The sequence below is a fragment of the Rhizobium sp. NLR8a genome (assembly GCF_019685235.1).
GTDB lineage: Bacteria > Pseudomonadota > Alphaproteobacteria > Rhizobiales > Rhizobiaceae > Rhizobium.
The window spans coordinates 1-21,320 of sequence record NZ_JABDWI010000026.1; the positions used below are offsets into that span (position 1 = coordinate 1).

General features: G+C 61.3%; 20 protein-coding genes, 1 pseudogene and 1 riboswitch. Of the genes and pseudogenes, 14 read left to right on the top strand and 7 right to left on the bottom strand.

The window, feature by feature from the left end; all coding sequences use genetic code 11:
- Window positions 1-193: pseudogene (locus tag HJC04_RS31185) on the bottom strand (sugar ABC transporter substrate-binding protein); the annotation flags it as partial.
- Window positions 194-500: 307 nt separating this feature from the next.
- Here HJC04_RS31185 and HJC04_RS31190 point away from each other — a divergent pair.
- From HJC04_RS31190 to queE, 4 genes are all read left to right on the top strand, one after another.
- A complete protein-coding gene (locus tag HJC04_RS31190; RefSeq protein WP_221147806.1) occupies window positions 501-1,565 on the top strand; it encodes a LacI family transcriptional regulator in 1,065 nt (354 codons plus the stop codon).
- Window positions 1,566-1,650: 85 nt separating this feature from the next.
- Window positions 1,651-2,361 (top strand): 7-cyano-7-deazaguanine synthase QueC, encoded by a 711-nt coding sequence (gene queC / locus HJC04_RS31195; protein ID WP_221147807.1) that lies wholly within the window; start codon window positions 1,651-1,653, stop codon window positions 2,359-2,361.
- Window positions 2,361-2,717 carry a 6-carboxytetrahydropterin synthase QueD gene (queD, locus tag HJC04_RS31200; protein ID WP_210629723.1) on the top strand — a complete coding sequence of 119 codons (357 nt, stop codon included), beginning with the start codon at window positions 2,361-2,363 and terminating at the stop codon, window positions 2,715-2,717. The genes queC and queD overlap by 1 nt, the downstream gene beginning before the upstream one ends.
- Window positions 2,714-3,442 carry a 7-carboxy-7-deazaguanine synthase QueE gene (gene queE / locus HJC04_RS31205; protein WP_210629722.1) on the top strand — a complete coding sequence of 243 codons (729 nt, stop codon included), beginning with the start codon at window positions 2,714-2,716 and terminating at the stop codon, window positions 3,440-3,442. Before queD ends, queE begins: the two co-directional genes overlap by 4 nt.
- A gap of 108 nt (window positions 3,443-3,550) precedes the next feature.
- Here the strand turns inward: queE and HJC04_RS31210 are convergent, their stop codons facing one another.
- The 6 genes from HJC04_RS31210 to HJC04_RS31235 form a co-directional block, all read right to left on the bottom strand.
- On the bottom strand, window positions 3,551-4,774 hold the full coding sequence (locus tag HJC04_RS31210) for an adenylate/guanylate cyclase domain-containing protein (protein ID WP_221147808.1): 1,224 nt from the start codon (window positions 4,772-4,774) through the stop codon (window positions 3,551-3,553).
- A gap of 100 nt (window positions 4,775-4,874) precedes the next feature.
- On the bottom strand, window positions 4,875-5,849 hold the full coding sequence (nrdF, locus tag HJC04_RS31215; RefSeq protein WP_210629720.1) for a class 1b ribonucleoside-diphosphate reductase subunit beta: 975 nt from the start codon (window positions 5,847-5,849) through the stop codon (window positions 4,875-4,877).
- Between the two features lie 173 nt (window positions 5,850-6,022).
- Window positions 6,023-8,191: a class 1b ribonucleoside-diphosphate reductase subunit alpha gene (gene nrdE / locus HJC04_RS31220; protein WP_221147809.1), complete on the bottom strand. Its 2,169-nt coding sequence runs from the start codon at window positions 8,189-8,191 to the stop codon at window positions 6,023-6,025.
- Window positions 8,170-8,583 (bottom strand): class Ib ribonucleoside-diphosphate reductase assembly flavoprotein NrdI, encoded by a 414-nt coding sequence (gene nrdI / locus HJC04_RS31225; RefSeq protein WP_210629718.1) that lies wholly within the window; start codon window positions 8,581-8,583, stop codon window positions 8,170-8,172. Before nrdI ends, nrdE begins: the two co-directional genes overlap by 22 nt.
- A 13-nt stretch (window positions 8,584-8,596) precedes the next feature.
- A complete protein-coding gene (nrdH, locus tag HJC04_RS31230) occupies window positions 8,597-8,818 on the bottom strand; it encodes a glutaredoxin-like protein NrdH (protein ID WP_210629717.1) in 222 nt (73 codons plus the stop codon).
- A gap of 262 nt (window positions 8,819-9,080) precedes the next feature.
- Window positions 9,081-9,307, bottom strand: a riboswitch (cobalamin riboswitch).
- Between the two features lie 385 nt (window positions 9,308-9,692).
- Complete coding sequence (locus HJC04_RS31235; protein ID WP_221147810.1) at window positions 9,693-11,903, bottom strand: heavy metal translocating P-type ATPase; 2,211 nt, start codon at window positions 11,901-11,903, stop codon at window positions 9,693-9,695.
- Between the two features lie 70 nt (window positions 11,904-11,973).
- Here HJC04_RS31235 and HJC04_RS31240 point away from each other — a divergent pair, with 70 nt between their 5' ends.
- The 10 genes from HJC04_RS31240 to HJC04_RS31285 all read left to right on the top strand — a co-directional run bounded on the left by HJC04_RS31240 (window position 11,974) and on the right by HJC04_RS31285 (window position 21,302).
- Window positions 11,974-12,396: a helix-turn-helix domain-containing protein gene (locus HJC04_RS31240; protein WP_210629715.1), complete on the top strand. Its 423-nt coding sequence runs from the start codon at window positions 11,974-11,976 to the stop codon at window positions 12,394-12,396.
- Between the two features lie 71 nt (window positions 12,397-12,467).
- Window positions 12,468-13,676, top strand: a complete 1,209-nt coding sequence (locus HJC04_RS31245; protein ID WP_210629714.1) for a TIGR03862 family flavoprotein — start codon at window positions 12,468-12,470, stop codon at window positions 13,674-13,676.
- Window positions 13,677-13,857: 181 nt separating this feature from the next.
- On the top strand, window positions 13,858-14,817 hold the full coding sequence (locus HJC04_RS31250; RefSeq protein WP_210629713.1) for a helix-turn-helix domain-containing protein: 960 nt from the start codon (window positions 13,858-13,860) through the stop codon (window positions 14,815-14,817).
- Window positions 14,818-14,986: 169 nt separating this feature from the next.
- A complete protein-coding gene (gene adh / locus HJC04_RS31255) occupies window positions 14,987-16,495 on the top strand; it encodes an aldehyde dehydrogenase (RefSeq protein WP_210629712.1) in 1,509 nt (502 codons plus the stop codon).
- Window positions 16,496-16,596: 101 nt separating this feature from the next.
- Window positions 16,597-16,989: a DUF779 domain-containing protein gene (locus HJC04_RS31260; protein WP_004677349.1), complete on the top strand. Its 393-nt coding sequence runs from the start codon at window positions 16,597-16,599 to the stop codon at window positions 16,987-16,989.
- Between the two features lie 172 nt (window positions 16,990-17,161).
- Entirely contained in the window at window positions 17,162-17,758 is a 597-nt protein-coding gene (locus HJC04_RS31265; protein WP_221147811.1) for a DJ-1/PfpI family protein, read from the top strand.
- Between the two features lie 23 nt (window positions 17,759-17,781).
- Complete coding sequence (locus HJC04_RS31270; protein ID WP_210629710.1) at window positions 17,782-18,132, top strand: ribbon-helix-helix domain-containing protein; 351 nt, start codon at window positions 17,782-17,784, stop codon at window positions 18,130-18,132.
- 162 nt (window positions 18,133-18,294) lie between these two features.
- Window positions 18,295-19,002: an SDR family NAD(P)-dependent oxidoreductase gene (locus HJC04_RS31275; protein WP_210629709.1), complete on the top strand. Its 708-nt coding sequence runs from the start codon at window positions 18,295-18,297 to the stop codon at window positions 19,000-19,002.
- A 273-nt stretch (window positions 19,003-19,275) separates the two neighbouring features.
- Window positions 19,276-20,406, top strand: coding sequence for a calcium:proton antiporter (locus HJC04_RS31280; RefSeq protein ID WP_210629708.1), 1,131 nt, complete (start codon window positions 19,276-19,278; stop codon window positions 20,404-20,406).
- 131 nt (window positions 20,407-20,537) lie between these two features.
- On the top strand, window positions 20,538-21,302 hold the full coding sequence (locus tag HJC04_RS31285; RefSeq protein ID WP_221147812.1) for a DUF4239 domain-containing protein: 765 nt from the start codon (window positions 20,538-20,540) through the stop codon (window positions 21,300-21,302).
- The last annotated feature ends 18 nt before the right edge of the window (window positions 21,303-21,320 follow it).

A 21,320-nucleotide genomic window follows, 5' to 3' on the forward strand; every position in this document is an offset into this window, starting at 1 on the left:
CGGCAACCGGGACGTCCTTCCAGGCAAAACCTTCCTTCGATAGATCCTGCTTCAGGACGTTCAAAGCCGCTGCCTCGCCCCCCGACGTCCACCAGTGCAGCATCTGCACTTCCTTCACGTCGGCAGCATGGGCCACACCCAAACCAGCAACCATCACGACAGCAATCGCCGCCGAGCTCATGAACTTGCGCATGAATTTCCTCCCGTTTGAAATTGGCGGCAGGACCCTCCCCGCCACCAGATGCGTCCCGCCATTGCAGCAGTCGGCATGAAGCCGCGCTCCTCCGCGCGGTTAACAATTTAAAACGTTATAAGCTCTTGGTCGTCAAGCCCTTTCTCGACTCCCGAGAAAAATATGGCTATTGCCATAACCTGTTGAATTACATTTAAATAGTCCAAAAGGATAATGAGGCGTTAAAATTTAAATCGTTTTCATTGCCAGATTGCGCACCTGAGTCATCGTGTTATTGTATCGGCAATTCCAGCATGGAAAGCCCAGAGTGACCGAACCGTCCCGGCCGCATCGCGGTGAAAATCTCGATCTCGCCCGCAAGCGCGGCAAGCCGACCTTGCGGACGATCGCCACCATCGCCGGTCTGGCGGTGACGACGGTGTCACGAGCACTTTCCGATGCGCCGCAGATTTCGCTCGAGACCCGCCAACGCGTGCACCGCATCGCCCGCGAGATCGGTTATCTTCCGGATCGGGCGGCGCAGCGTCTCAAGACGGGCCGCACCAATGTCGTCGCCATCCTGCTCGATCCCCACGAGGAGGTGGTCGGTTTCACCACCTCGATCATGTACGGCATCGCCAAGGCGCTGAAAGAAACACCCTACCATCTTGTCGTCGCCCCAAACTTCTTGTCGACGACCAACGCCGAAGCCGCCGAATACATCATCCGCAACCACCTTGCCGACGGGCTGATCTTCACGCGGACCGAGCCGCTCGATGCCCGCGTCCGCCTGCTGCTCGAAGCCGGCTTTCCCTTCATCTGTCACGGCCGCACCGAATTTTCGACACCGCATCCCTATGTCGACTACGACAATTTCACCTTTGCCTATGAAGCGACGCGCCGGCTGATCGCCAAGGGCCGCACCAAGGTGGCGGTGATCCTGCCGCCGAAACGGCTGACCTTCTGCCAACATATCCTGCACGGCTTCATGACGGCGGTGCGCCAGGCGGGCGTCGCCTATGATATCCCCGAGACAGTCGATCTCGACACGCCGGCGGATGTGCTTCGCGACTTCATCCGCAACCGCGCCGCCGCCCCGGGGGCTTCCGATGGCTTCGTCTGTCCCGGCGAAGTTTCGGCGCTTGCGGTCATCAGCGGCATGAACGATGCCGGCCGCACACTCGCCGGCGACTACGACATCGTCGCCAAGGAGACATCCCGCCTTCTCACCCAGTTGCACCCGAAGGTCGACACGATCCACGAGGATTTGACGGCGGCAGGAGAGGATCTCGGCCACATGCTGCTGCAGCGCATCAATAATCCCGACGCCGAGGATTTGCACCTCCTGCTGCCGCCGCAGATCAACTTTCCGATCGAAGGGCGGTCATATTAAAACTGTTTTCATGGCGCGTGATTTGACTTAGAAGCACCACGTAATCCGGTCGCAGCCCACCCGGTCAAAACAAGGGATCCAAAATATGAAAACCATCGTTGTCTGCTCCGGCGGACTCGACTCTGTTTCGCTTGCCCACAGAATGGCGGCGGAAGAACAGCTTATCGGCCTCGTCTCCTTCGACTATGGCCAGCGGCATCGCAAGGAACTCGACTTCGCCGCCAAATGCGCGGCGCGGCTTGCCGTTCCCCATCATATCATCGACATCGCCGCCCTCGGCGGCCATCTCAGCGGATCGGCCCTGACCGACAATGTCGATGTTCCGGACGGCCACTACGCCGAGGAAACCATGAAGGCCACTGTGGTGCCGAACCGCAACGCCATCATGCTGGCGATCGCCTTCGGCTTGGCGGCCGCACAGAAAGCGGATGCCGTTGCCGTCGCCGTGCATGGCGGCGACCACTTCATCTACCCAGACTGCCGTCCGGGCTTCATCGATGCTTTCCAGCGCATGCAGAACGAGGCGCTCGACGGTTATGCCAGCGTCAAGCTGCTCGCACCCTATGTCGAGGCTTCCAAAGCGGCGATCGTGGGCGATGGCGCAAAACATGGCACGCCCTTCGCGGAAACCTGGTCCTGCTACAAGGGCGGCAATTTCCATTGCGGGCGTTGCGGAACCTGCGTCGAACGCCGCGAAGCCTTCCATCTTGCCGGTGTCGCCGATCCCACGGAATATGAGGACAGCGACTTTTGGAAAGCGGCGGTGTCGCAATATGCCACGACGGAGGTGCGTTGATGTACCGCATCACCAAGGAATTTCATCTCTCTGCCTCGCATCAGCTGGACCATCTGCCGGGCGATCATCAATGCGCCCGGCTTCACGGCCACAACTATATCGTGGTCGTCGAGCTCTCTGCCGAAACCCTCAATGACGACGGCTTCGTTCGCGACTATCACGACCTCTCACCGCTCAAGCGCTATATCGACGAGGCTCTCGATCATCGCCATCTGAATGACGTGTTCGGTCATTCGAAAGTCACCTCCGAGTTCCTGGCCAGGCATTTCTACGACTGGTGCAAGCAGCGCTTCCCCGAAACTTCGTCCGTCCGTGTCAGCGAGACGCCCAAGACCTGGGCGGAGTACAGACCATGAGCGCGGAGACCATCCGCATCAGCGAGATCTTCGGCCCGACCATACAGGGCGAAGGCGCATTGATCGGGCTGCCGACGGTGTTCGTCAGGACGGGCGGCTGTGACTATCGCTGCTCCTGGTGCGATAGCCTTCACGCGGTCGACAGCGCGTTCCGAGATCAATGGATGCCGATGTCCGTCGAGGCGATCTGGCAGGAGGTCACCAGACTTTCCGGAAGCAGACCATTGACGGTTTCCCTTTCCGGGGGCAATCCCGCTATCCAGCCCCTGGGGGCGCTGATCGAACTCGGTCATTCCCAGGGATATCGCTTCGCGCTGGAAACGCAGGGAAGTGTGGCGCGGAACTGGTTTCGCGATCTCGATGTTCTGGTGTTGAGCCCCAAGCCGCCGTCGAGCGGGATGCAAACCGATTGGGGTGATATCGACGACTGTCTACGGCTGTCCGCCGGCGGGCCGGAGATCGCGCTGAAAGTCGTCATCTTTGATGATGTCGACTACGCATTCGCGCGAGAGGTGGGCCAGCGCTACCCTTGTATTCCCCTGTACCTTCAGCCGGGCAACCATACACCGCCGCCGCCCGAAGACGACGACGCGCGCATCGATATCGACGGCGTGATGGATCGCATGCATTGGCTTGTCGAGAAGGTGACGGTCGACCGATGGTTTGCGCCGCGCGTCCTGCCGCAGTTGCACGTGCTGCTTTGGGGAAACAAACGAGGCGTCTGAGCCCGCCTAAAGGGTGTCGCGCTCTTTCGATTCGCTCCACGCTTTAGGGTCTTTGTTCTTACGCAATTCGGCTTCGCAAAATTGCTGCGCACTTTTGCGCGACATGCTCTAGCGTGCCGGAAAAGCGAAGACATCGACAGGCTCTCCGAGCCCGCGCAGCGGGAAGGTGCCGAGACTGTCCATGTCTTTCGCGCAACCCGCCATTTCGACGAAGGCGCGCGACAAGAGCACCGGACGCCTGACCTCCTTGGTCAGGCTTTCCAGCCGCGAGGCGACATTGACCGCCGGGCCGATGACGGTGAAATCCAGCCGTCGGCGCGACCCGATATTGCCGTACATGACGTCACCGACATGCACACCGACGCCGTAACGCAGCGGTTCGCGTCCCGTGCGGCGGTGCTCCTCGTTCAGCTCGGCCATTGACGCCTGCCCCTCGCGGATCGCCTGCAGCAGATCGAGACAGGCCGTTTCCTTGGCCAACGGGAAGATCGCCAGCAGCCCGTCTCCCATGAATTTCAGGATTTCCCCGCCATGCCGTTCGATCGGGTCCGACATGGCGTCGAAATAGTCGTTCAGCAGATGGATCACGTCGTCGCGCGGCCAGAGATCCGAGATCGCCGTGAAGTCGCGCAGATCGCAGATCATGATGGCCGCGCCGACGGTCGCGCCGCTGCCGCGGGTCGTGACACCCGACAGGATATGCTCGCTCGCATGCGGCCCCACATAGGTCTGCAGCAGCGTCCGCGCCATGATGTTCTTCAGCCTGATCTCGCTGACGAGCGTTAGCGCCGGCAGGAGATCGCGCAGGAAATCGGTATGCTCGCTCGTAAAACCGCCAGGCCGAGACGTAGAAAATGTCGCGACGTGGCGTTTGCCGAAAGTGTGCTCGATCGGCCAGGCGATGTACTCCGTAAGGCCGTCGTTACGCATCTCCTGAAAGAACGGATCCTCGTCGGCGTCGGCCTTGCCTTCCAGCTGCCTGCGCACCTCCTCTGCCCCCTGATGGATCGCGTTGACGGGGCTCTTCAGGAACTCCGGCGTGTTTTCGACACCATAGGCGAATGTGTTGATCTTCGCCTCCGCCATGCCCTCCTTCCAGAGGATGCGGGCGCCTATCCATTGTGGATGGTTCGTCCTGAAATGCAGCGTCGCGCGCGCCACAGGCACTCCGGCCGCCAACAGCTTCTCGCACATTGCCACCAGGATGTTGTCGATAAAGCGCTCGCCGCGCGTCTCGTTCACCAGCCAGTCGAGGATCCGCCTCCTGCGGATCGGCCAGGTGCCTTCGTCCGTTTCAACAACAGCCCCGGCCTTGTTCAAAAAAGAGGACATCGAAACCCCACTACGCCGCATCGCCGACGAATACCGAATTCAGTTTCCGTGAATGTGGTCGATGGCGAAGCAAAAGATAAGGGGAGACTGCAATTAAGTCTCAGAAATCCCAGTCTTCATCTTCGGTAGCCACTGCCTTGCCGATGACATAGGAGGACCCGGAGCCGGAGAAGAAGTCGTGGTTCTCGTCGGCATTCGGCGACAGCGCCGACAGGATCGCCGGATTGACCTTGCAGGCCTCAGTCGGGAACAGCGCCTCGTAGCCGAGGTTCATCAACGCCTTGTTGGCGTTGTAATGCAGGAACTTCTTGACGTCTTCGCTGAGCCCGACGCCGTCATAGAGCGCCTCGGTATATCTCGCCTCGTTGTCGTAGAGTTCGAGCAAGAGGTCGAAAGCGAAATCCTTGATCTCCTGCCGGCGCTCTTCGGACAACAGCTCCAGTCCGCGCTGAAACTTGTAGCCGATATAATAGCCGTGCACCGCCTCGTCCCGAATGATCAGCCGGATCATATCGGCCGTATTGGTGAGCTTTGCCCGGCTCGACCAGTACATCGGCAGATAGAAGCCGGAATAGAACAGGAAGCTCTCGAGGAAGACGCTCGCGACCTTCTTCTTCAAGGGATCGCCGGAGGCATATTGCTCCATGATCAGCGCCGATTTCCGCTGCAGGAATTCATTCTCTTCCGACCAGCGATAGGCATCGTCGACATCTGGCGTCAGGCAGAGCGTCGAGAAGATCGAGGAATAGGAGCGTGCATGCACCGCCTCCATGAAGGAGATATTGGAGAGCACTGCCTCCTCGTGCGGTGTTGCCGCGTCCTCCATCAGCTTGACGGCGCCGACGCCGTTCTGGATCGTGTCGAGCAGCGTCAATCCGGTGAAGACCCGGATCGTGAGCTGCTGCTCGGCCGCAGTCAGGGTTGCCCAGGAGGGGATATCGTTCGACAGCGGCACCTTCTCCGGCAGCCAGAAATTGCCGGTGAGGCGATTCCAGACTTCGAGATCCTTGTCGTCCTCGATGCGGTTCCAGTTGATGGCGCGGACGCGGCTGATCGGCTTTACGGCTATGTTCATGATGATGATGTCTTTCCAATAGATTGTTGGCGTTCGCAGCCGCCTCACCCTACCCTCTCTCCGAGGGGAAAGGGGATGTCGCGCTTGCCGCAGATGTCTTCTCCCCATCGGGGAGAAAGTGCCGGCAGGCGGATGAGGGGCCACTCGCGCAAAGGCTCGCGGCCGAAATCAAATCACAGCGTACAAGACACACACCCCTGCACCTCGGTGCCCGACAGCGCCATCTGGCGAAGGCGGATGTAGTAGATTGTCTTGATGCCCTTCTTCCAGGCGTAAATCTGCGCCTTGTTGATATCGCGCGTCGTCGCCGTGTCGCGGAAGAACAGGGTCAGCGACAGGCCCTGATCGACGTGCTGGGTCGCCGCCGCGTAGGTATCGATGATCTTCTCCGGCCCGATCTCATAGGCGTCCTGGTAAAAGTCGAGATTGTCGCTGGTCATGAACGGCGCCGGATAATAGATGCGGCCGATCTTGCCTTCCTTGCGGATCTCGATCTTCGAGACGATCGGATGGATCGAGGAGGTCGAGTGGTTGACATAGGAAATCGATCCCGTCGGCGGCACCGCCTGCAGGTTCTGGTTATAGAGGCCGGAGGCCATCACCGCCTTCTTCAGCGCAAGCCAGTCTTCCCTCGTCGGAACGGGGATGCCTGATTTGTCGAACAACGCCTGCACCTTTCCGGTCGCCGGCTTCCATTCCTGCTCCGTATATTTGTTGAAATATTCCCCCGAGGCATATTTCGAATTCTCGAAGCCCTTGAAGCTGGTGCCGCGTTCGACCGCCAGCAGGTTCGAGGCGCGGATCGCGTGGTAGGTCACCGTATAGAAATAGATGTTGGTGAAATCGACGCCTTCCTCGGAGCCGTAAAAGATGCGTTCGCGGGCGAGATAGCCGTGCAGGTTCATCTGGCCGAGGCCAATCGCATGGCTCTCGTCATTGCCTTTCTCGATCGAGGGAACCGAGGCGATATGGCTCATGTCCGACACCGCCGTCAGCGCCCGGATCGAGGTCTCGATCGTCTTACCGAAATCGGCTGAATCCATCGCCGCTGCAATGTTCAGCGAGCCGAGATTGCAGGAAATGTCCTTGCCGAGATCCTTATAGGAGAGGTCGTCATTATATTCGCTCGCCTCACTCACCTGCAGGATCTCCGAGCAGAGATTGCTCATGGAGATGCGGCCGGCGATCGGGTTCGCCCGGTTCACCGTGTCCTCGAACATGATGTAGGGGTAACCGCTCTCGAACTGGATTTCGGCGATCACCTGGAAGAATTCCCGCGCCTTGATCTTCTTCTTCGAGATACGGGCGTCCGCCACCATCTCCCGGTACTTTTCCGTCACCGAGATCTCGGTGAAGGGTACGCCGTAGACCCGCTCCACGTCATAGGGTGAGAACAGGTACATGTCCTCATTGTTCCTGGCGAGCTCGAAGGTGATATCAGGCACGACGACGCCGAGCGACAGCGTCTTGATGCGGATCTTCTCATCGGCATTTTCGCGCTTGGTGTCGAGGAAACGCATGATGTCGGGATGATGCGCGTTGAGATAGACCGCGCCCGCGCCTTGGCGCGCGCCGAGCTGGTTGGCGTAGGAGAAGCTATCTTCCAAGAGCTTCATCACCGGGATGATGCCGGAGGACTGGTTCTCGATCTGCTTGATCGGCGCGCCGGCCTCGCGGATATTCGTCAGCGACAGCGCCACGCCGCCGCCGCGCTTCGATAGCTGCAGTGCCGAATTGATCGACCGGCCGATCGATTCCATATTGTCCTCGACCCGCAGCAGGAAGCAGGAAACGAGTTCGCCGCGCTGCTTCTTGCCGGCATTCAAGAAAGTCGGCGTCGCCGGCTGGAAACGCCCGGAAATGATCTCGTCGACCATGTCACGGGCAAGCGCCTCATCGCCCCGCGCCAAGGTCAGCGCCACCATGCAGATGCGGTCCTCATAGCGCTCGAGATAGCGCTTTCCGTCGAAGGTCTTCAGCGTATAGCTGGTGTAATATTTGAAAGCGCCGAGGAAGGTCGGGAAGCGGAATTTCCGCGCATAGGCCTGATCGAACAGGCCGCGGACGAAATTGAAGGAATACTGGTCGAGAACCTCCCGCTCGTAATAGCCCTCGGTCACGAGGTAATCGAGCTTTTCCCGGAGATTGTGAAAGAACACGGTGTTCTGGTTCACATGCTGCAGGAAATACTGCTTGGCCGCCATGCGGTCCTTGTCGAGCTGGATCCTGCCCTCATCGTCATAGAGGTTCAGCATCGCGTTCAGTGCGTGATAGTCGAGTGTTTCGGCCGCTTTAAGTGGTTTTGCGCCTGTATCCCGCGTCAGATTTGTTCCCGTGTCCAAAATCGTCCCATCCCGTCTTTGACATTGGCGACATCCTCGGCTGTTCCCAGGAGCTCGAACCGGTAGAGGTACGGCACCTGGCACTTCTTCGAGATGACGTCGCCGGCAAGCCCGTAGGTCTCGCCAAAATTGCTGTTGCCCGCGGCAATCACGCCGCGGATGTTGGAGCGGTTTTCCGCCTCTTTGAGGAAACGGATCACCTGCTTGGGCACGGCGCCCTTGACGATCCCTGGGCCGCCGTCCCCACAATAGGTGGGCGAGATCAGCACATAGGGTTCGCGAATGTGGATGTCTTCAGCGCCGACGGGAATGCGCGTCGCGCGCAATCCCAACTTCTCGACGAAACGATGGGTGTTCCCGGATCGGCTGGAATAATAGACGATCAGCCCCACCGCTTTTCTCCGGTCAGGAGAGCGCGCTGATCATGTCGGGGCGGAAGCCCGCCCAATGCTGCTCGCCGGCAACGACGACCGGAACCTGCATGTAGCCCATGCCAAGCACGCGATCGAGCGCTTCGGCATCCTCGGAAATATCGACGATCTCATAATCGACGCCCAGGCGATCGAGGGCGCGGTAAGTGGCCGTGCATTGGACACAGGCCGGCTTGCTGTAAACGGTAACGCTCATCATCTTCCTCGTGATGTCAGTGAATGCAGGACACAGGACTGGGATCGGGCGCCGTGCGACGTCCGGGGCAACGCTTGATAATGATCTGGCAAAGTTGGCGCTTTAAACGCCCGACATCATCCCTCGCAGGATGTGCACGGGCGGCGGCTTTGATGTTCTCGACATGACTTCAAACCCCCGAAATGCTCATGCGGACGTTCGGGGCAGCGCAACAGACACGGATCATTCCGCTTCATGCACGCGACCTTCCGGACACCCCGCCCGTGGACGTTTCGTTCGAGGCAGGTCTCCTGGCTCACGGGTCGAAGCACCCTGCCCCAGCCTTCCCGGAGCATCATGCTCCAGTGACCTGAAATCGGACAGTTGCTCGCCGCTTACAGTTGCGGGGGCAGCTCCGGCATTGTCGCACCATGATGGCGCAGCGCACCGTATTCCCGTCTTAGCCCGCGATCCTCACGAATCGAAGGAACCTTGAACACTAGATATAGTACGCGAATCGTAATTCACGTCAACGGATGGTTTGTGCATTGCGTTACGGCAGGTTTGAAATCGCTGCATTCCTGTGAAAAACATGGACAACGAAAGCTTAACGAAAACAGGCTTGGAGATGACCGTGGTGGGGCTGGCCTATAGCCAGCTGCCAGGCTGCGGATAGACGACGCAAAACCCGCGACGTCATCCTCGGCCTTGTGCTGCCTTGTGCCGACGATCCACCCAGGTCCATTCTGAAAATAAGAGCTTTCCTGCCAGATAATTGCAGTGGTGAGATGCTCGGCACAAGGCCGAGCATGAGACCTTGTCAGCAAACTGAGCGCCGACCTAACGGATGACCGGCCCCGAATCGCTGGTCTTCAAACCGCCACCGGCAAAACATTCATCCCCGTACACGAAGCAGCCTGAGCGCGTTGATCGTCACCAGCACCGTGGCACCGGTATCGGCGAGGATCGCCGGCCAGAGCCCGGTCATGCCGGCGATCGTCGTCACCAGGAAGACAGCCTTCAGCCCGATCGCAATGGTGATATTCTCAAGGATATTGCGCATCGTCCGCTTGGAAAGCGCGATCATCCGCGCCACGTCGCCGACGCGTCCATGCAGCACGGCGGCATCCGCGGTCTCCAGCGCCACATCGGTGCCGCCGCCCATGGCGATACCGATGTCGGCGGCGGCGAGCGCCGGCGCGTCGTTGATGCCGTCGCCGACCTTGGCGACGACGAAGCCCTGACGCTTCAATTCGCCGACGACCCGCTGCTTGTCTTCGGGCATCATCTCGCCGCGCCAGTCGATATCGAGCATGCCGGCGACGGCTGCCGCCGTCCGCTTGTTGTCGCCGGTCAGCATCATCGCCTTGACACCGGCCAATTTGAGCGCGGAGAGCCCCGCCCCGGCATCCTCGCGCGGCTCGTCGCGCATGGCGATCAGGCCGGCCGCAGTGCCATTGACGAGCAGCACCGATACGCTCTTGCCCTCATCATTGAGCCCTGCAATACGCGCTTCCTGCTCCCCGTTCAGCGCCCCGCACTCGCGGGCGGCGGGCGGCGACAAGAGATCCAATGTCTCGCCGCCGACCTTGCCGGTGACACCCTTGCCCGGCAGCGCTTCCAGTTCGAAGGCCGGCGGCACGGGCACGCCGTCCGCCTTGGCGCGGTGGAGAATCGCCAGTGCCAGCGGATGGCTGGAGCCCTGCTCGAGCACAGCCGCGCGCGACAGGAGCTGCGCCTCGCCCAATCCGAAGGAAACAATGTCCGTCACCCGAGGCTTGCCTTCCGTCAACGTGCCTGTCTTGTCGAAGGCGACCATCGTCACCGTGCCGAGCGTCTCCAGCACCGCGCCGCCCTTCATTAAGAGCCCGCGCCGCGCGCCCGCCGACAGCGAAGCGGCGATCGCCGCCGGCGTCGAAATGACGAGCGCGCAGGGGCAGCCGATCAGCAGGATGGCAAGGCCTTTGTAGATCCATTCACCCCACGCGCCGCCGAGAAACAACGGCGGAACGACCGCGACAAGTGCGGCGACGACGACCACGCCCGGCGTGTAATAGCGAGAGAACCGATCGATGAAGCGCTCCGTCGGCGCCTTCGATTCCTGCGCTTCTTCCACCAGCTTGACGACGCGGGCGATGGTATTGTCGGCAGCGGCCGCCGTGACGCGAACCCTGAGCACCGCATCACCGTTGACCGTACCGGCATAGACGCCGGCATCGACGCCCTTGCGCACCGGCGTGCTCTCGCCCGTCACCGGGGCCTCGTCGATCGCACTCTCGCCTGAGACGATGACGCCGTCCGCCGAAATGCGGTCGCCAGGGCGAACCATGATGACCGCGCCGACGGCAAGGCTTTCCGCCGGCACCTCCCGCATCTGGCCATTGTCTTCGAGCAGCGCGGTTTTCGGCACCAGGGCCGTCAGCGACTGGATGCTTTCGCGCGCCTTGCCCGCCGCCACGCCTTCGAGCAACTCGCCGACGAGGAACAGGAAGACGACGGTCGCCGCTTCCTCGCCCGCATTGATGATGACGGCGCCGACGGCGGCGATCGTCATCAGCATCTCGATCGAAAACGGCGTGCCGGACAAAGCCGCCATGACGGCTCGCCGCGCAATCGGCAGCAGACCGACCAGTATCGCGACGAAGAAGGCGTAGGACGCACTCGCCGGCACCACATGGCCGACGGCATAGGCGGCAACGAGCGCTGCACCCGAAAAAATGGTCAGCCGGCCCTTCCTGCTCCGCCACCAGCGACCGGCCATCGGCGCATGGTCGTCCCCATGCCGGCCGTCAATTTCCTTCTCGTCGTCATGGGCATGGTCGTGATCATGAGCGGTATGATCGTGATGATGGTGCGGGCGGTCTTCACGCGCGAGCTTCGCATTTCCGGTAAAGGGCGAGACGGAATAACCAAGCCCCGTCACCTTCCTCTGGACTGCCTTGAGATCGCTGCTGCCGTCATGCCGGACGGTCATGGTGCCCGTCACCACCGAGACGGAGACATCGACAACACCTGCTACGCGCCTGACCGCGGTATCGATCTTGGTCGCGCAGGCAGCGCAATCCATGCCGCCGACCCTGTATCGTGTCTCGCTCGTCTCAACCATGATGCGCTTCCTTGTCAAACAGAAGCACCCCTCCTACATCCTCTAGCGACTAGAGGTGCAAGAGAAAATCATGAAAAAGATTACGATTGGCGAAGCGGCCCGCCGAAGCGGCGTCAAGGTGCCGACGGTGCGCTATTACGAGAGCATCGGCCTGCTCGCGGCCCCGAGCCGCAGCGAAGGCAACCAGCGATCCTTCGAACCTGCCGATATCAGCCGCCTCACTTTCATTCGTCATGCCCGAGAGCTCGGTTTCGAGATCGAGGCAATTCGCACGCTGCTCACATTGCAGGATGATCCAAACCAGTCCTGCGCCTCGGCCGACGCCATCGCCAAGGCTCGCCTCGCCGAAGTCGAGCAGCGCATCCGCAGCCTGATGGCTTTGAAGGCCGAGCTGGAAATGATGGTGGAGAGCTGCGGCCACGGCCGCGTCGACCAATGCCGCGTCATCGAGGTTCTCGCCGACCACGGTCAGTGCACACATTCTCACCATTGACGAACCTGTACTCTTGCAGGTGATCGGCGCCCGCGGCAAAACTGCGCCGGAAGGAATCGGGCGAAGACATCATGAGCCAGAAACGGATTGCGATCATCGGCGGCGGCCCCGCGGGTCTTGCAGCTGCCGAGCTGCTGTCGCTCTCCGGCCATGCGGTAACGATCTATGACGCCATGCCGACCTTCGCTCGCAAGTTCCTGCTGGCCGGCAAATCAGGCCTCAACATCACCCATTCGGAGGACTATGCCCGTTTCGTTACGCGCTTCGGAACGGCTTCAGCCCGTCTGCGTCCCGCTCTCGATGCCTTTACTCCCGGTGATATCAGGGATTGGGCCGCAGGGCTTGGTACCGAGACCTTCGTCGGCTCCTCCGGCCGGGTTTTCCCGAAGGTGATGAAGGCTTCTCCTTTGCTGCGTGCCTGGCTCAAACGGCTGGAAGAGCGGGGGGTTGCGTTGCGCACCCGCCACCGCTGGACCGGCCTTGTCGAAGACGGTTACGTTTTCGAAACGCCGGAAGGGCGTAGCATCGCCCATTGCGACGCCGCCCTGCTGGCGCTTGGCGGCGCAAGTTGGCCGCGCCTTGGCTCGGATGCGGCCTGGCTGCCGTGGCTGACCGAGAGAGGCGTCGAAATCGACGCCTTCCGGCCCGCCAATTGCGGCTTCGTCGTCGGCTGGAGCGCCAGCTTCAGTACGCGTTTCGCCGGCGAGCCCGTCAAGTCGGTCACCGCCACATCCGAAGCCGGCACCTTTCCCGGCGAGTTCGTCATCACCGGCAGCGGCATCGAAGGCAGCCTGGTCTACGCCCATGCGGCCAGCCTCCGCGACCGGCTGCAGCACCACGGCAACGCTGCCCTGACGCTTGACCTCGCCCCGGGCCGGACGACAGAAAGGCTGGCGCGCGACTTGAGGCGGCAGGACACCAAGTCGAGCTTTTCAAACCGCCTGCGCAAGGGCGCTGGGCTTGACGGCGTCAAGGCGGCATTGCTGCGCGAACTCGCGCCCGCCCGCGACTGGACCGATCCCGAACGTCTCGCCGGCGCGATCAAGGCTCTGCCGGTACCGGTTCTCGATACGAGGCCGATCGCCGAGGCGATCTCCTCTGCAGGTGGCATCCGCTGGACCAGCATCGACGAAGGCTTCATGCTGAAGGCGCTGCCGGGCACCTTCGTCGCCGGCGAGATGCTCGACTGGGAGGCGCCGACCGGCGGTTATCTCCTCACCGCCTGCCTTGCGACCGGCAGGGCAGCCGCGCGCGGCATCGAGGCCCGGCTGTCGCGATAGACATCGTTGGTCTTGAACCAGATCTAGATCAATGAAGTGGAGCACGATGTCGTGCGACCATCCTTGAAGCTTTTCAGCACTGCGTCTGATCACCAAGGGCGAAGAGGGAGGCCGCCGAGCGTGCAATTGCAAACCGGCCGCTTTTCCATCAGACTATGCTGAAGTTCCGTGGGAGGAGCAGATGCAGGAACAGTCAGCACATGCGGAGCATGTCTATACCTCTGCGCAACGGAATTCCGCTGCTGCGAGTTCTCCGATCGTCGCGTCGTGGCGGCGGTGTATGACCATGCATCGCCTCGTTCCCGAGGACGAACGCCCGCCGGTGCGTCTTACCGACCAGGAATTTCTTGACGCTCGTAAACAGTCGGAACAGCTGATCGCCGGCGCAACCGAGGAACTTGACCGCCTCTTTACCACGGTCGGCAGGGCCGGCTGCTGCATTCTTCTGACGGACAGGAAGGGCATTGCGCTGGAGCGCCGGGGCTCTGCCGGCGACGACAAGGATTTCTATGATCTTGGCCTATGGACCGGCTCGGTATGGACCGAGGCGAGCATGGGCACCAACGGCATCGGAACCGCCCTTGCCGACGAGCGTTCCGTCGCCATTTTTCGGGATCAACATTTCTTCTGCTCGAATATCCGCCTGAGTTGCACGACGGCCCCGATCCGCGATCATCGCGGCGAACTCGCCGCTGCACTAGACATCTCCACCTGCCGCGACGAGGTCAACGAGATGACGCTGGCGATCCTCACGCAGACCGTGCGCGACGCGGCGATGCGCATCGAGCTCAATCTCTTTCGATCGGCCTTTGCCGGCGCCCGTTTCCTGATGGTCCCGACGAGCGCGAATTCCGCCGCCGCCCTGCTTGCCGTCGACAGGCATGACCTTGTCCTTGGCGCCACCCGCGCCGCCCGGATCGCGCTGCAATTGGACGACAAACGGATCGCGGCCGGCATCCCCGCCGCCGATGCGCTCCATGAAGCCGCCGTCTCACAACAGGAAGAGATTGTGGAAGCGGAAAAAGCGGCCCTGCTGCGAGCGCTGTCGCGCACCAGCGGCAATGTCTCACAGGCGGCGATCGCCCTCGGGATCAGCCGCGCCACGCTCCACCGGAAGATGAAGAAGTTGGGCCTGCATTAAACCAGGCGCCAGCGGTTCCATAGGACATCGCAATCAAAACGCGACCCTGTCGCATGTCTGCGACAGTGTGCGCTGCGGTATTGATCCTCCACCCTGTTCCCTTCGGCAAAACGCGCACATTTTGCTCCCACTGGTTCGATTGGAACCTGGATCATCAAGGGAGGATGACATGCTTCATCAGAAAATCGTGGAATCGCCGTTCAAGCTGAAATACGGCAACTATATCGGCGGCGAATGGCGCGAGCCGGTCGAAGGCAGATACTTTGAAAACGTGACGCCGGTCACAGGCGGAAAACTCTGCGACATCCCGCGCTCCGATGAAAAGGACATCAATCTCGCGCTGGATGCGGCCCACGCGGCCAAGGAAAAATGGGGCCGGACTTCGGCTTCCGAGCGCTCCAATATCCTCATGAAGATCGCCCAGCGGATGGAGGACAAGCTGGAACTGCTCGCCCAGGCCGAAACCTGGGACAACGGCAAGCCGATCCGCGAAACCATGGCGGCCGACATTCCGCTGGCCATCGACCACTTCCGCTACTTCGCCTCCTGCATCCGCGCCCAGGAAGGTTCGATCGGCGAGATCGACCACGACACCATCGCCTATCACTTCCACGAGCCGCTCGGCGTTGTCGGCCAGATCATTCCGTGGAACTTCCCGATCCTGATGGCGACCTGGAAGCTGGCGCCGGCACTTGCCGCCGGCAACTGCGTCGTGCTGAAGCCGGCCGAACAGACCCCCGCTTCGATCCTGCTCTGGGCGGAACTCGTCGGCGACCTGCTGCCGCCCGGCGTGCTCAATATCGTCAACGGCTTCGGCATCGAGGCCGGCAAGCCGCTGGCGACCAGCCCCCGCATCGCCAAGATCGCCTTTACCGGCGAAACGACGACCGGCCGGCTGATCATGCAATATGCCAGCCAGAACCTCATTCCTGTGACGCTGGAGCTCGGCGGCAAATCGCCGAACATCTTCTTCGCCGATGTGATGGCCGAGGATGACGACTTCCTCGACAAGGCGCTCGAAGGCTTTGCAATGTTCGCCCTCAACCAGGGTGAAGTCTGCACCTGCCCGAGCCGCGCCCTCGTGCAGGAATCGATCTACGACCGCTTCATGGAAAAAGCCGTCAAACGCGTCGAGGCGATCAAACAGGGCAACCCGCTCGATCCGGAAACGATGATCGGCGCCCAGGCATCGACGGAGCAGCTTGAGAAGATCCTCGCCTATCTCGACATCGGCAAGCAGGAAGGCGCCCAGGTTCTGGCCGGTGGCTCGCGCAATGATCTCGGCGGCGAACTGGCGAACGGCTATTACGTCAAGCCGACGATCTTTAAGGGCCACAATAAGATGCGTGTGTTCCAGGAAGAGATCTTCGGGCCGGTGGTGTCGGTCGCGACCTTCAAGACCGAGAAGGAGGCGCTGGAAATTGCCAACGACACGCTCTACGGTCTTGGCGCCGGCGTCTGGAGCCGCGATGCTAATCGCTGCTACCGGTTCGGCCGCGAGATCCAGGCCGGCCGCGTCTGGACCAACTGCTACCATGCCTACCCCGCCCATGCCGCCTTCGGCGGCTACAAGCAATCCGGCATCGGTCGCGAAACCCACAAGATGATGCTCGAGCATTACCAGCAGACCAAAAACATGCTGGTCAGCTACAGCCCGAAGGCACTGGGTTTCTTCTGAGAAGCTTTCTGAATGATGGGAGGGAGTGTCAAAGCCCCTCCCTAACCCCTCCCCACAAGGGCCCTTGTGGGCAGGGGAACCGAGACCTTGGAGGAAGAACCATGGAAACGACCGTCAACGGCGAACCGCGTGTTCTCGCCACCGATGCGGCCCTCGATCTGATCGCGGAAATCAAGCGGGATCATCCCGATATCCTCTTCCACCAGTCCGGCGGCTGCTGCGATGGCTCTTCGCCGATGTGTTATCCTGCCAATGAATTCATGGTCGGCGACAGCGACGTCAAGCTCGGCGAGATCGGCGGCGTGCCGGTCTATATCAGCGCAAGCCAGTTCGAGGCATGGAAACATACGCAGCTTATCATCGACGTCGTGCCGGGCCGCGGCGGCATGTTCTCGCTCGACAACGGGCGCGAGAAACGCTTCCTCACCCGTTCCCGTCTCTTCGGCGGCGGCGAGGCCTGTGCCGTCCCGGATGCGACGGTCAGGACGGTTTGATATCTGCCGCTTGATGGACGCAACCGTTTTACATCCGGAAAGGGATCCGAGAACGCTCCCGTCGCGATGCTCACCTGGTTCCGGCCGAGAATTTCGCCTGTAGTATTCCCATAGTACCTGCTGCTGGGCGGTCTTTGTTAATCTTCGTCTGTTGGTTTCCAAGGAGGATGCGATGCCAGCTTCTAAGATCCTGATGATCACGGGTGACTTCACCGAAGATTATGAAACGATGGTGCCGTTTCAAACGCTGCTCGCCTGCGGCTATACGGTCGATGCCGTCTGCCCGGGCAAGAACGCGGGTGAGACCGTCGCCACCGCCATTCATGATTTCGAGGGCGATCAGACCTACTCGGAAAAACGGGGCCATAATTTCGCACTGAACGCCACTTTCGACAGCGTTCGGGCGGAGGATTACGATGCCCTGGTCATCCCAGGCGGCCGCGCGCCGGAATATCTTCGCCTCAATGCCGACGTCATCCAATTGGTCCGGCACTTCTTCGATGCCGGAAAGCCTGTGGCCGCCATATGCCACGGCGCGCAGCTGCTTGCCGCCGCCGGCGTGTTGAAGGGCCGCACCTGCTCGGCCTATCCGGCCTGTCGGCCGGAAGTCGAACTTGCCGGCGGCATTTACGCCGATATTTCCATCACCGATGCGGTCTCGGACGGCAACCTGGTCACGGCGCCGGCCTGGCCGGCGCATCCCTCCTGGCTGCGGCAGTTCATGGCCGTGCTCGATGCCTCGTCATTACCTGAAACCAACGCCGCCTGACGAGGCGGCGCCGGGAGGGCGACATGTGTGAACTCTTCATCAAGGCGGATGCGCGGCTATGGGAAAGCACCACCCGGTCGTTGCGCATCGATGGCATGGTCACCAGCGTCAGGCTGGAGAACTTCTTTTGGTCGAAGCTTGAGGAGATTGCCCGGCGCGACGGAATGAACGTCGTGCAGCTGATTACTCGGCTGCACCATGAATCGATCGATGCCGGCCATGATCTCGGAAACTTCACATCCTTCCTGCGCGTCTGCTGCGCTCGCTACCTGGACCTGCAGCTCACCGGTGACATCCCGGCAGATGTCACCCGCCCGATCTCTGGGTTGGATGCGCCGGTCATCCTCGGCCGCGAACGGGAAAAGTATCACTGAAGGTTAGTAGACGAGACCGGGATGATGTCGGGCGGAGCTTTCAGCTCCGCCCGCATTCTCAAGATACCTGACTGGCGCGGCTGCGCAGGGGTTGCGTTGCGGCGCAGCCTGGACCAACAATGCGCGGCGTCCAGCACCGGCACCGTCAGGAGATCGCTTGCCATGAACGACCAGAAAGCCGTGATCGTCACGGGAGCCGGCGGCAACCTCGGCAGCGCCGTTGTCCGGGAGCTTGCCGGCGCCGGCGTAAAACTCGTCTGCATGAACCGTTCGAGCCAGGAGCTGGAAGCTTTGGCCGGCGAGCTTCCTGCGTCCGCCGAGTTTCTCTCGATCGCCGGAACGGAGCTCACCGATTACGCTTCCTGCGCCGCCGCCGTCGCCCGAGCCGTCAAGCGCTTCGGCGGCGTAGGCGCTCTGGTCAACACCGTGGGCGGGTTTCAGATGGGCCCGGTCGGGCCGGAAGCCCCCGCGCAATGGGATACCATGATGACGGCAAACGCCCGCACCGCGCTGACGATCAGCGCGGCGGTTCTCCCGACGATGAAGGCGGCAGGCTACGGCCGCATCGTACACGTCGCTGCGATGCCCGGCCTGAAGGCCGGTCCTAACCAGGCCGCCTATGCAGCCTCGAAAGCTGCCGTCATCCGGCTGACGGAAGCGCTTGCCGCCGAATGCCGCGACGACCGCATCACCGCCAACTGCATTCTGCCAGGCACGATCGATACCCCCGAGAATCGGGCTGCCATGCCCAATGCAAAAACGCACGCCTGGGTATCGCCGCAGTCGATCGCCCGGCTCATCGCCTTCCTGATCTCGCCCGCCGCAGCCGTCGTCACCGGCGCTGCGATCCCGGCGACCGGCCGCGAATAACAAAGTCCTGCCTGGCTTGCAGCGTCTGCGCCTCGATCACGTGGCATCTGGCGTGAGGTACGGTCCTTTTGTATTCTGGATGGCGACAAGGGCCGGGCTTGGGTCGAGCTTGTTTCAATGACAAAGGCGAAATGGCTTTCCGCATGAAGGTTGGGCTGTCTGGTTTTTGGACGGCCTCGTTCGATTCCTTTTATGTGGCGGGCAGGACAGCGGGCGGGACCATGGTGTTGATGATCGCATTGCGGCGGAATTTGCGGAATTGCGGCGGTCTTGATGACTGACAGGCCCGCACTGCGCACCGTCGGCGAGACCGGTCTGCGCGAGGAATGGTTCCTCGGCGTCAGCATCGCAACCAGCCTGATATTTCTCGCCTTTCCGGAGCAGCTCTTCCGTCGGCTTCCCGATCCGCTTTGGTTCGCCGTGGTTTTCGGATGGCTGTTTGCGGTCGTTCTCGGCTCCGCCCTGTCTGTCGTCCGGCATGCGGATCATCTGGCCGAGCGGCTGAAGGAGCCGTACGGCACGCTCATTCTGACGCTCGCCATAACCTCGATCGAAGTCATGGCGATCTCCGCCGTCATGATTCACGGCGAGAACAATCCCACGCTTGCGCGCGACACCCTGTTTGCGGTCGTCATGATCATCCTTAATGGCATGGTCGGCCTGTCATTGCTGCTGGGCGCCTGGCGGCGGCCGGAACAACAGCATAATCTCCAGGGCGCCAACGCCTATCTCGGCGTCATCGTGCCACTGGCGACGCTCAGCCTCGTCATGCCCACATTTCTTGCCGGCCCGGACGGCCAGCATCCATCGGCGCCGCGGCAATTGATACTGGGCATCGTCTCGGTCGGCCTTTACGCCACATTCCTGTTTCTCCAGGCTGGCCGCCATCAGGATTATTTCACGACCGACGCCAATCGCCACGCACATCCAGGCGAACACGCCCTTCCGCACCGGCCAGTCTGGCCGCATGCCGTTCTGCTCTTCGCCTACATGGGTCCGGTGGTCTTTCTGGTCGAACAGCTTGCGCGGCCGATCGATTACATCATCGAAACCCTGCACGCGCCGACCGCCTTCGGCGGCGTTGTCATGGCCATCCTTGTCGCGACGCCCGAGGCGATCAGCGCCGTGCGCGCATCCATCGCCGATAATCTTCAGCGCGCGGTCAATATCTTTCTGGGTTCAGTCCTGTCGACGATCGGGCTGACCGTACCCGCGATGCTCGTGGTCAGCCGTCTTTACGGACACCCGGTCACCCTTGGGCTGGAACACAGCGATCTGGTGATGCTCCTGCTCACCCTTGCCGTCAGCATCATTACCTTCGCCAGCGGTCGCACTCATCTCATGCAGGGTGCCGTTCATCTGGTGCTTTTCCTGGCTTACGTGCTTCTCATCTTCCAGCAGTGATCTCCGCCCGAGAACAGAGAAGTAAAGAGTTCCACGCTCCGTCGGTCCTCCGCTATGATGACCGCATTTCTTGTATAGAGCTTGCAAGCATCGCAGCTTGCAGGATCGTCAAGATTATATGGAGACCGGAGTTGAGCTCACTGTTGCTTGGCGGGATTGTATTTGTCTTTCTGTCGGCGGCAACATCGATGGGAATGATGGTGCGCGGCCGCTTGCCGGATCATCATCTCAGCCCGGAATCCAAGGATGCCATCAGGCTCGCAACCGCGGTGGTCGGAACGCTGTCGGCCTTGGCCCTCGGTCTGCTGATCGCATCCGCCAAATCGAGCTATGACGATGCCGAAGTCGAGATGAGGACGGCGGCTGCGCGGGTTCTGCTGCTGGACCGCGTCATGGCGCAATACGGCCCGGAGACCGATCATGCCCGCCAGTTACTGCGCCAGCTGATCGAGAGGCGGCTGAGCCGCGGCTGGAGTGCCGAGACCACCGACGAGCCATCGCGCAAAGCGCCCGGGGAATACCAGGACATTGAGGCGGTTCAAGGCGACCTTCGATCGCTGTCGCCGCGCGATGCCATGCATCATTCCCTCCAGGCGCGCGCTCTCGATGTGAGCGGCACGGTGGCCGAAACCCACTGGCTGCTGGTCGAATCCGGCAGCGAGGGCCTGCCCTGGGCCTTCCTTGCCGTTCTCGTCTGTTGGCTCTCGCTGCTTTTCACGACCTTCGGACTCCAGGCACCGCCGAATCCCACAGTGCTGTCCATTCTCTTCGTCTGCGCCTTATCCGTCGCCGGCGCCGTCTTCCTGGTTTCGGACATGGCCAATCCTTACATCGGCCTGGTCCGCGTTTCCGACGCACCGTTGCAGTCCGCCCTCGAACGGCTGGGTAAACCGTAGCCGGCTTACGATCTCCGA